The 11,015-nt window shown below is 70.5% G+C and carries 8 protein-coding genes; 1 reads left to right on the top strand and 7 read right to left on the bottom strand.

The annotated features are described in order from the left end of the window. Positions 1 to 384: 384 nt before the first annotated feature. Genes ACGF5G_RS31810 through ACGF5G_RS31790 form a run of 5 tightly spaced genes read right to left on the bottom strand, consistent with a single transcriptional unit; the run spans position 385 to position 5,030 of the window. The gene (locus ACGF5G_RS31810) at positions 385 to 1,401 is read right to left on the bottom strand and encodes a branched-chain amino acid ABC transporter permease (RefSeq protein ID WP_393269656.1); all 1,017 of its coding nucleotides are present in this window, start codon (positions 1,399 to 1,401) and stop codon (positions 385 to 387) included. Then, on the bottom strand, positions 1,398 to 2,279 hold the full coding sequence (locus ACGF5G_RS31805) for a branched-chain amino acid ABC transporter permease (RefSeq protein WP_357452299.1): 882 nt from the start codon (positions 2,277 to 2,279) through the stop codon (positions 1,398 to 1,400). Before ACGF5G_RS31805 ends, ACGF5G_RS31810 begins: the two co-directional genes overlap by 4 nt. A gap of 7 nt (positions 2,280 to 2,286) precedes the next feature. Beyond that, entirely contained in the window at positions 2,287 to 3,546 is a 1,260-nt protein-coding gene (locus ACGF5G_RS31800; RefSeq protein WP_357701467.1) for an ABC transporter substrate-binding protein, read from the bottom strand. Between the two features lie 43 nt (positions 3,547 to 3,589). Beyond that, positions 3,590 to 4,282, bottom strand: a complete 693-nt coding sequence (locus ACGF5G_RS31795; protein WP_393269651.1) for an ABC transporter ATP-binding protein — start codon at positions 4,280 to 4,282, stop codon at positions 3,590 to 3,592. Beyond that, the gene (locus ACGF5G_RS31790) at positions 4,269 to 5,030 is read right to left on the bottom strand and encodes an ABC transporter ATP-binding protein (RefSeq protein ID WP_350685486.1); all 762 of its coding nucleotides are present in this window, start codon (positions 5,028 to 5,030) and stop codon (positions 4,269 to 4,271) included. Before ACGF5G_RS31790 ends, ACGF5G_RS31795 begins: the two co-directional genes overlap by 14 nt. Before the next feature lie 306 nt (positions 5,031 to 5,336). On the opposite strand from ACGF5G_RS31790, the gene ACGF5G_RS31785 reads away from it, so the two are divergent. Further along, the gene (locus ACGF5G_RS31785) at positions 5,337 to 6,197 is read left to right on the top strand and encodes an SPFH domain-containing protein (protein ID WP_393269648.1); all 861 of its coding nucleotides are present in this window, start codon (positions 5,337 to 5,339) and stop codon (positions 6,195 to 6,197) included. Positions 6,198 to 6,239: 42 nt separating this feature from the next. Here ACGF5G_RS31785 and ACGF5G_RS31780 read toward each other — a convergent pair whose 3' ends face one another. Both ACGF5G_RS31780 and dnaE read right to left on the bottom strand, forming a co-directional pair. Beyond that, complete coding sequence (locus ACGF5G_RS31780; RefSeq protein ID WP_393269646.1) at positions 6,240 to 7,277, bottom strand: aminotransferase class V-fold PLP-dependent enzyme; 1,038 nt, start codon at positions 7,275 to 7,277, stop codon at positions 6,240 to 6,242. 80 nt (positions 7,278 to 7,357) lie between these two features. After that, a complete protein-coding gene (dnaE, locus tag ACGF5G_RS31775; RefSeq protein WP_393269644.1) occupies positions 7,358 to 10,888 on the bottom strand; it encodes a DNA polymerase III subunit alpha in 3,531 nt (1,176 codons plus the stop codon). Positions 10,889 to 11,015 lie beyond the last annotated feature (127 nt).

Raw genomic sequence — 11,015 nt, 5'->3', positions numbered from 1 at the left:
GGTCGCAGCCGCCCCCCGACCTCGCCGCCGAACCCTGGACCCGCTCCCACACCCACATCCACCAACAGGGGGTAGCGCCGCCCGGCACCCGGGCGGGGGGCCGCCCGGCGGCACATCTCGACACCGACGGCCGGCACCCCGACACGGGGTGCCGGCCGTCGGCGCATGCCGCAACCCGCCACCGAATCTTGGACAGTTGCCGCTCGGTGCGAACGGCAACTGTCCAAGATCTCGGCGCGGGCGGGGCAACCGACCGGGTGGGCGGGAGCGGTGGGCGGGGAGCGGGTGGGCGGGAGCGGGTGGGCGGGGAGCGGGTGGGCGGGGAGCGGGTGGGCGGTCAGGGGCGGTATGGGGAGCGCCGGCTGATGCGCGTCCCGCGTGGGGTCACCGGCGGCGGGCTGCCACCCAGCGCGTGGCCAGGGCGGCGGCACTGCCCCAGATGCCGCGCCGGAACACCAGCACGACGAGGACGAAGATGCTGCCGGTGACCAGGCCGATCGCCTCGAACCCGGAGAACGACAGCCAGTCCTCCAGACGGACCAGGATGGCCGCGCCGAGCACCCCGCCCCAGAGCGTGCCGATCCCGCCGAGCACCACCACGATGACGGCCTTGCCGGAGGTGGTCCAGTGCAGCACGTCGAGGGAGACGAAGCGGTGGCCGACGGCGAACAGCCCGCCGCCGAGCCCGGCGATGAAGCCCGACAGCACGAACGCGGTCAGCTTGTAGCGGTGCACGGGGTAGCCGAGCGCGCGGGCGCGGGCGGGGTTGTCGCGGATGCCGACCAGCACCCGGCCGAAGGGCGAGTGCACGATCCGCCAGGCGCCGGCCAGCCCGAGCAGCACGATCGGCAGGATCGCGTAGTAGAAGTAGTAGTCGTCGGTGAGGTCCAACCCGAACAGTTCGCGGGGCACGCCCTGCAGGCCGTTCTCGCCCCGGGTGACCGAACGCCACTCGTTGGCCACGTAGTAGACCATCTGCGCGAACGCCAGGGTGACCATGGCGAAGTAGATGCCGGTCCGCTTCACGGCCAGGTAGCCGATCGGCACCGCGAGCACGGCCGCGGCGAGCGCCCCGGCCAGCACCGCCACCGGGAACGGCAGGCCGGCGTGGATGGCCACCAACCCGGTGACGTACGCGGAGGCACCCCAGAAGGCCGCGTGCCCGAAGGACATCAGCCCGGTGAAGCCGAGCAGCAGGTCCACGGCGACGGCGAACAGCGCCCAGCAGAGGATGTCCACCGCCACCGCCGGGTAGAGCCCGTTGGGCAGCCAGAACGCCACCAGCAGCCCGACGGCGAGCAGTGCGTACCGGACCCAGCCGGGCGCCCGGGTGACGGCGACCAGCCCGGATCTCGGCGCCGGGCGGCCGGCGTCGGTCGCGGTGTCGACGGTGCTCGTCATGCCGGTGCCTCCTCACGGCCGAACAGCCCGGCCGGACGCCAGAGCAGCACGGCGGCCATCACGATGAAGACGATCGTCTGCGACACGATCGGGAAGTCGGACAGGTACGCCTCGCCCCACGCCTGGACCAGGCCGATGCCGAAGCCGGCGGCCACGGACCCGAAGATCGAGCCGAGCCCGCCGATCACCACCACCGCGAAGACCACGATGATCAGGTCGGCGCCCATCAGCGGGTTCACGGCCCGCATCGGCGCGGCCAGCACCCCGGCGAGCGCGGCCAGGCCGATGCCGAAGCCGAAGACCGGGGTGACCCAGCGGCCGACGTTGATGCCGAACGCCTGGGTCAGCTCGGCCCGCTCGGTCGACGCCCGGACCACCATGCCGATCCGGGTGCGGGTCAGCACCCACCAGACGCCGACGCAGACGGCGACCGCGAAGCCCAGGATGAAGACCCGGTAGGTGGGGAAGTCGAAGAGCCCGAAGTCGACCGACCCGCTCAGCGCGGACGGGGTCTCGTACGGGCTGGACTGCACGCCGTAGCGGAGCTTCACCAGGTCCTGGAGGATCAGCGTGAGGCCGAAGGTGAGCAGGAAGTTGTAGAGCGGGTCGAGCCGGGTGAGCCGGTGGATGAAGGCCCGCTCCAGTGCCATGCCGAGCAGGCCCAACCCCACCGGCATGATCACCAACGCCGCCCAGAACGGCACGCCCGCCTCGCTGAGCAGGACGTACGCGCCGAACGCGCCGAGCATGTAGAACGCCCCGTGGGCGAAGTTGACCACCCGCAGCATCCCGAAGATGACCGCGAGCCCGAGGGCGAGCAGGGCGTAGAACGCCCCGCTCACCAACCCGTTGAACGTGTTCTGCAAGAAGCCGGTCATGCCCTGGTCACATCTTGCAGTCCGCCGACGGGGCGCGGAACGCCTCGGCGGCGGGGATGGTCTTGAGGACCTTGACGTAGTCCCACGGCTCACTGACCTCGGACTGCGGCTTCACCTGGGCGAGGTAGGCGTCGTGGATGACCCGGTGGTCCTCGGCGCGGATCTTGCCGTTGCGCAGGAAGACGTCCTCGACGGTCTTGCCCTCCAACTCCTTGACCACGGCGTCGGCGTCGTCCGTGCCGGCGGCCTGCGCGGCCTCCAGGTACTGGGTGGCGGCGGAGTAGTTGGCCGCGTGCGCGAAGGACGGCCGGGTGCCCGTCTCCTTCTGGAACCGGTCGGCGAACTCCCGGTTCTTGGCGTCGAAGTTCCAGTACCAGGCGTCGGTGTACGTGGTGCCGGCGAGCGCGGCCGGGGTCAGCGAGTGGATGTCGGTGATGAACATCAGGCCCACGGCGAGCCCGACGCCCTTCTCCCGGAGCTTGAACTCGTTGTACTGCTTGACCACGTTGACCAGTTCGGCGCCGGCCTGCATGGTGCCGAGCACCTGCGGCTTCGGGTTCAGCGTCGGCGCCTTGAGCAGGAACGTCGAGTAGTCGCCGCTGGTGTTCGGGAACGGCGCGCCGTCCTTGCCGACGACGGTCCCACCGGCCGCCGTGATCGCGCTCGAGAAGCTCTTCTCCATGTCCTGGCCGAAGGCGTAGTTCGGGTAGAGGATGTACCAGTTCTTCCCGACCTGCTCGGTGGTGGTCTTCCCGGTGCCGTTGGCCAGCATGTAGGTGTCGTACGCGTAGTGGAAGGTGTACTTGTTGCAGCTCTTGCCGGTCAGGTCGGTGGTGGCCGCCCCGATGTTGAAGTAGAGCTTCTTCTTCTCCTTCGCCACGTCGGCGACCTTGAGCGCGGCCGAGGAGGTCGGCACGTCGAGGATGAGGTCGACGCCCTTGCGGTCGAACATCTCGGCGGCCTTGCTGTTGGCGATGTCGGGCTTGTTCTGGTGGTCGGCGGTCTCCACGGTGATGTCGCCGGTCACCGCCTTGTCGCCGTGCTTCGCCTTGAAGTCGGCGATGGCCATCTCGACGGCCTTGACCGAGTTCTTGCCGGACAGCTCGGAGTACGCACCCGACTGGTCGTTCAGCACGCCCAGCACGATCTTGCCCCCGGTCAGCTTCTGGTCCCCACCCGACTGGGGACCACCGCCGCCGCATCCGGCGACCAGCACCATCGCCGCCGCCGACGCGGCGGCCACACCCACCGTCCTACGCATGCTCATCCCTCCACCCCCGCGCGGCGCGCGGGTCGTCGAAATCGAAAAATCAGATGCCGAGGTACGACAGCAGCTCGCGTTCCCGCGACTGCACCTCGGAGTTCTCCATCGCCTCCGCGATGCGTCCCTCGGCCAGCAGGTAGTGCCGGTCGGCGACGCCGGTGGCGAAGTGCAGGTTCTGCTCGACCAGCAGCACGGTCACCCCGTGCCGCTTGGCCTCGCGCAGGAGGTCGCCGACCTGCTGCACGAGCAGTGGCGAGAGCCCCTCGGTCGGTTCGTCGCAGAGCAGCAGCCGGGCGCCCATCCGCAACACGCGGGCGAGGGCGAGCATCTGCTGTTCGCCGCCGGAGAGCATGGTGGCGGCCGAGTCCCGTCGCTCGTAGAGGGCGGGGAACGCCTCGTACACCCGCTCCAGCGGCCACGGGTCGGGGCCGACCGTCGGGGGCAGGGTGAGGTTCTCCGTGACGCTCAGCGTGGCGTAGCTGCCCCGGTCGTCGGGGACCCAGCCGAGCCCCAGCCGCGCCCGCCGGTACGCGGGCAGCTTCCCGACGTCCCGACCGTCCAGCTCCACCGTGCCGCGCTGGCCGGTGTGCAGGCCCATCACGCAGCGCAGCAGGGTGGACTTGCCAGCCCCGTTTCGCCCGACGAGGGTCACCACCTCGCCGGCGGAGACGTCCAGGCTGACCTCCCGCAGCACCTGCGCCTCGCCGTACCAGGCGGACAGGTTCTCAATGCGCAGCATCAGCGGCTCCCAGGTATGCGGTGATCACGCGCTCGTCGGCGCGGACCTGCTCGTACGGGCCCTCGACGAGGACCTTGCCGGCCTGCAGGACGGTGACGGTGTCGGCGAGCCGCCCGACCACGCTCATGTTGTGCTCGACCATCACCACGGTCCGGCCCTGCCGGACGCGCGCGATCAGGTCGACGGTGCGGTCGACGTCCTCCAGGCCCATGCCCGCGGTCGGCTCGTCGAGCAGCAGCACCTTCGGGTCCAGCGCGAGGGCGATGGCCAGCTCCAGCGCCCGCTTGCGCCCGTACGCCAGCGCCTCGGCGGGGGCCTCGGACAGCTCGGCCAGCCCGACCATGTCGAGCAGCTCGCCGGCCCGGTCGGTGTAGCGGCGCATCAGCTTCGCCGAGCGCCAGAACCGCCAGCCCAGCCCGCTCGGGCTCTGCAACGCCAGCTCGACGTGCTCCCGCGCGGACAGCTGCGGGAAGAGGCTGGTGATCTGGAACGACCGGGCCACGCCGAGCCGAGCGACCTGCTCGGGCGGCAGCCCGGTGACGTCGCGGCCGGCCAGCTCGATCCGGCCGCCGCTGGGCTGCAGGAACCCGGTCAGCAGGTTGAAGAGGGTGGTCTTCCCGGCGCCGTTCGGGCCGACGAGCGCGTGCACGCTGTCCGCCGCGATGTCGAGGTCGACGCCGTCGACCGCCCGGAAGCCCCGGAAGTCGCGGGTCAGCCCGCGAGCCGACAGGAGCGCTTGCCCGGCCATCGCCTACTCCTTCGCAGGTGTCGCGACGGCCGGGTCGGTGACCGCGGTCACATGGCCGTCGCGTGCTGGAAACCTACGGCGGCGCCAGAGGTCGAGCTATGTCGATGGGAGCCATATTCCGGGACGGCTGGCCGTGCGGGACCTCCACCCTCCGCCCGACAGCCCCGCTGGTTCGCATCGACGGATCTCGCTGTCCAGCCCGACACCTACCACCGGCATGTGGACGGCCCACGGCCGCCACCTCCGCACCGTCTTGACCGGCGGCCCTAGTGTCATGGGCCCCCTCCCGTGAAAGGTGCCGAGCGAATGCCCTTCGGCTTCACTGTTGCGATCATCTTCGCCGCCGGTCTGGCGATCTCCGGCGCGCTCGCGCTCGGCGCGCGCGCCAGCTCGGCGAAGCGAACCGCCACCCTGGCGGCGCTCGGCTGCCTCGTCGGCGTGGTGGTGTTCGTCGTCGGTTCCAGCGCCCACTCCGTGCCGATCCGCTCGGTCGGGATCGTCACCAGCTTCGGCAAGCCGACGGGCAAGGTCACCGGCTCCGGCCTGAAGTGGGTCGCCCCGTGGCAGAAGGTCGGCGAGTGGGACGCCGGCCGGCAGAAGTACGACCACATCGGCGGCGAGAACTGCGTCCGGGTCCGCACCGGCACGCTCGCCGACGCCTGCGTCGAGGTGCTCGTCGAGTGGCAGGTCAGGCCGGAGAACGCGCCGAAGCAGTTCATGGACTACAAGGGCGACTTCGACAGCTTCCGGGGTCAGCGGGTGGGCGTCCAGCTCGACAGCGCCGTCAACGACGCCTTCGCCACGTACAACCCGCTGGAGAAGATCGACGCGAACACCGGCAACCTGAACGTGGACCTGAAGCCCTTCGCCGAGAGCATCAAGGCCAGCGCGGAGACGCGGCTCTCCAGCGACGTCGACATCCTGTCGGTCACGATCACCCGGGTCAACCACGACGACAAGACCGAGGGCAACATCAAGGCCTTCCAGGACAAGCTCGCCCAGACCCGAAACCTGGAGCAGGACCGGAAGAACGCCGCCATCCAGAAGCAGATCACCGAGACGAACGCGAAGGTCGACAAGGTGTCGCGGTGCCTGGAGATCGCCGAGCGTAACGGCAGCAACCCCGGACTCTGCATCAACCCCGGGATCATCACCGGCGCCAAGTGACGGCCCGCCGGCGCTGACCCTCGCCCTGGGCGCGCGCCCGGCTCAGCCGGTGAGCGCGTCCAGGGCGAGGTCCACGTCGTCCACCGTGGAGTAGACGTGGAAGGACGCCCGGACCCGGCCGGCGCGGACCGCCGCCCGGACCCCGGCCCGCTCCAGCCGCTCCGCCGCGCCGGGCACCTCCACGGTGACGATCGCGCTGTCGCCCGTCGGCCGGCCCAGGCCGGCGAGGAACCGGTTGGCCAACGCGACGTCGTGCGCGTGCACGGCGGGCACGCCGATCTCCGCGACCAACTCCAACGCGGGGGCCGTACCGACCCAACTGAACCAAGCCGGCGAGATGTCGAACCGGCGGGCGTCGTCGGCCAGGCGCAGCGGCGGGCCGTAGTAAGAGGCGTGCGGGTCGCTGCCCGCGTACCAGCCGGCGGCGTCGGGGCGCAGCCGCTCGCGCAGCGCCGGGGCGAGGTAGGCGAAGGCGGAGCCGCGCGGCGACATCAGCCACTTGTACGCGCCGACCGCGACCACGTCGGCTCGGCTCGCGTCGAACGGCAGCCAGCCGCACGCCTGGGTGGCGTCCACCGCGACGAGCGCGCCGTGCGCACGGGCCGCCGCGACGATCTCGTCGTACGCGGCGATCGTGCCGTCGGCGGACTGCACCAGGCTGAACGCGACCAGGTCGGTGCCGGCGTCGATCGCGTCGGCCAGCCCGGCCAGCGGCACGGTGCGCACCTGGACGCCCCGCTCGGCCTGCACCAGCCAGGGGAAGAGGTTGGAGGTGAACTCGACCTCCGGCACCACCACGGTCGCGCCGGCGGGCAGCGCGGCGGCGACCGGGGCCAGCAACTGGGAGACGGTGCTGCCGACCGTGACGTCGGCGGCCGGCACCCCGACCAGGCCGGCGAAGGCGGCCCGGGACCGTTCGGTCGCCTCGCCCCAGCCCTCCCAGGAGGTACGCCCGGTCCGCCAGTCGGCCAGCGCCCCCTGCACCGCGTCCCACACCGGGTCGGGTGGCAGCCCGTAGCTGGCGGTGTTCAGCCAACCCGGCTGCGGCTGCCACAGCTTCTGCGCCTGTGCGATCTCCACACCGCCGACGCTAGTCACCCGCGGCGCGTACCGGGACGGCCAATCCCGCACCTGCGGCCCCGGCGCCGGCCCTGGCGGCGTCAGCTCACGTTGGCGGGGCCGAGGACGCTCTTCAGGTCGCCCATCAGCGCGGTGGTGGCCGCCACCCGGAACGGGCCGAGCCGCAGCGTGGTGACCTTGCTGCCGTTGAGCAGCTTGACGTGCACCTCGGTGTCGCCGGGGTGCAGCACCAGGGTCTCCTTGAGCCGCTCCACCAGCGGGGGCGTGCACCGGGTCACCGGGATGGTCAGGGTGATCGGCTTGCTCGCCGGGTTGCTGCTGATGTCGGGCATGGACATGTCCATCGCCATGATGCGCGGGGTGTCGTCGCGCCGGTCCACCCGCCCCTTGACCACCACGATGGCGTCCTCGGCGATGTACTGCCCGATCACCTCGTAGGTGTTGGGGAAGAACAGCGTCTCCACGCCGCCGGCCAGGTCCTCCAGGGTGGCCGAGGCCCAGGCCCGGCCCTGCTTGGTGACCCGGCGCTGCACGCCGGAGAGGATGCCGGCGAGGGTCACCACCGCCCCGTCCGGGACGGTGCCCTCCTCCGACAGGGCGGCGATCGTGCAGTCGGCCGCCGCGCCGAGGACGTGCTCCAGGCCGAAGAGCGGGTGGTCGGAGACGTAGAGGCCGAGCATCTCGCGTTCGAAGGCGAGCTTGTCGCGCTTGTCCCACTCGCCCTCGCCGATCACCGGCATCACGGTGGTGCTGCTGGTGTCCGCGTCGCCGAAGCCGGCGCCGAAGAGGTCGTACTGGCCGACGGCCTCCTTGCGCTTGACGTCGGCGTACGCGTCGATCGCCTCCGCGTGCACCGCGAGCAGCGCCTTGCGGGAGTGCTTGAGCGAGTCGAACGCCCCGGCCTTGATCAGCGATTCGATGGTCTTCTTGTTGCAGACGACCGCGTCGACCTTCGAGAGGAAGTCGTAGAAGTCGGCGTAGTCGCCCTTCTCCTCCCGGCAGCGCATGATCGCGGCGACCACGTTCGCCCCGACGTTGCGTACCGCGCCGAGACCGAACCGGATCTCCTTGCCGACCGGGGTGAACGGCCCGGCGGAGGTGTTCACGTCCGGGGGCAGCACCTGGATGCGCATCCGGCGGCACTCCGAGAGGTAGAGCGCCATCTTGTCCTTGTCGTCGCCGACGGAGGTGAGCAGCGCCGCCATGTACTCGGCCGGGTAGTGCGCCTTCAGGTACGCGGTCCAGTACGACACCAGGCCGTACGCCGCGGAGTGCGCCTTGTTGAAGGCGTAGCCGGCGAACGGGACCAGCACGTCCCAGACCTTCTGGATCGCCTCGTCCGAGTAGCCCCGTTCCCGGCAGCCGTCCCGGAACGGGATGAACTCCTTGTCGAGGATCTCCTTCTTCTTCTTGCCCATCGCCCGCCGCAGCAGGTCGGCCTGGCCGAGGGTGTAGCCGGCGAGGATCTGCGCGGCGCGCTGCACCTGCTCCTGGTACACGATCAGGCCGTAGGTGGGCGCGAGGATCTCCCGCAGCGGCTCCTCCAGCTCCGGGTGGATCGGGGTGATCTCCTGGAGGCCGTTCTTGCGCAGCGCGTAGTTGGTGTGCGAGTCCACGCCCATCGGGCCTGGTCGGTACAGGGCGAGGACGGCGGAGATGTCCTCGAAGTTGTCCGGCTTCATCATCCGCAACAGGGAGCGCATCGGCCCGCCGTCGAGCTGGAACACGCCCAGGGTGTCGCCCCGGGCCAGCAGCTCGTACGCGGCCCTGTCGTCCAGCGGCAACCCGAGCAGGTCCAGCTCCTTGCCGTGGTTGAGCTGGATGTTCTTCACCGCGTCGTCGATGATGGTCAGGTTGCGCAGGCCGAGGAAGTCCATCTTCAACAGCCCGAGCGACTCGCACGTCGGGTAGTCGAACTGGGTGATGATGACCCCGTCGGAGTCCCGGCGCATCAGCGGGATGTGGTCGATGATCGGCTCGGCGGACATGATGACGCCGGCGGCGTGCACGCCGGTCTGCCGGATCAGCCCCTCGATGCCCCGGGCGGTGTCGATGACCTTCTTGACGTCCGGCTCGGCCTCGTACATGCCCCGGATCTCGCCGGCCTCGGCGTACCGGGGGTGCTTGGGGTCGAAGATGCCCTCCAGGGGGATGTCCTTGCCCATCACCGCCGGGGGCATCGCCTTGGTGATCCGGTCGCCGACCGCGTACGGGTAGCCGAGCACCCGGGCCGAGTCCTTGATCGCGGCCTTCGCCTTGATGGTGCCGAAGGTGGCGATCTGGGCGACCTTGTCCTCACCCCACTTGTCGGTGACGTACTTGATGACCTCGCCGCGCCGGCGCTCGTCGAAGTCGATGTCGACGTCCGGCATCGAGACGCGCTCGGGGTTGAGGAACCGCTCGAAGATCAGGCCGTGCGGGATCGGGTCGAGGTCGGTGATGCCCAGCGCGTACGCCACCAGCGAGCCGGCGGCCGAACCGCGGCCGGGGCCCACGGCGATGCCCTGGTTCTTGGCCCACTGGATGAAGTCGGCGACCACGAGGAAGTACGACGGGAAGCCCATCTGGATGATGACGCCCAGCTCGTACTCGGCCTGCCTGACGTGGCCCTCGGGGATGCCGCCGGGGTAGCGCCGGGCCAGCCCGGCGAAGGTCTCCTTGCGGAACCAGGACTCCTCGGTCTCCCCCTCCGGGACCGGGAAGCGCGGCATCAGGTTGTGGAACTCGAACATCCCGGCGGGGTCGACCTTCTCGGCCACCAGCAGGGTGTTGCGGCAGCCCTCCAGCCAGAGGTCGGAGCTGTCGACGGCGCGCATCTCGTCGGCGGACTTGATGTAGTAGCCGCTGCCGTCGAACCGGAACCGGTTCGGATCGGCGACGTTCGCCGCCGTCTGCACGCAGAGCAGCACGTCGTGCGCCTCGGCCTGGGCCTCGTGCGTGTAGTGCGAGTCGTTGGTCACCACCGGCGGGATGTCCAGCTTGCGGGAGATGTCGTGCAGCTCCTGGCGGACCCGGCGTTCGATGCTGATGCCGTGGTCCATGACTTCCAGGAAGTAGTTCTCCTTGCCGAAGATCTCCTGGTACCGCGCGGCGGCCTTGAGCGCCTCGTCGTACTGGCCCAGGCGCAGCCGGGTCTGCACCTCCCCGGAGGGGCAGCCGGTGGTCGCCATCAACCCGTCGGCGTTCTCGGCGAGCAGTTCCGCGTCCATCCGCGGCCACTTGACGAAGAACCCCTCCGTGTACGACCGGCTGGTCAGCTTGAAGAGGTTGTGCAGGCCGGTCTTGTTCCGCGCCCAGATGGTCATGTGGGTGTAGCCGCCGCTGCCGGAGACGTCGTCGCTCTTCTGCTCCGGCCTGCCCCAGCGCACCCGCTGCTTGTGGAAGCGTGATTCCGGCGCCACGTACGCCTCGATGCCGAGGATCGGCTTGACCCCGGCGGCCATCGCCTGCTTGTAGAAGTCGTTCGCGCCGTGCATGTTGCCGTGGTCGGTCATCGCCACCGCCGGCATGCCCTGCCGCTTGACCTCGGCGAAGAGGTCCTTCAGCCGGGCCGCACCGTCGAGCATCGAGTACTCCGTGTGCACGTGCAGATGCGCGAACGAATCGCCCATGCGTGGCGCCCCCCGGGTCGGATCATGGGATGGTCGAGGTCGGTCGGCCTACCCTATCGCCGCCGGAAGAGACGGCTCCAGACGCCGCGCGGGGCGGAGCGGGCCGGGGTGGTGTGGATCTCCCCGG

The organism is Micromonospora sp. NPDC047730 (assembly GCF_043204765.1).
In the GTDB taxonomy this organism is placed as follows: domain Bacteria; phylum Actinomycetota; class Actinomycetes; order Mycobacteriales; family Micromonosporaceae; genus Micromonospora.
This window is presented reverse-complemented; position numbering and strand designations above follow the sequence as displayed.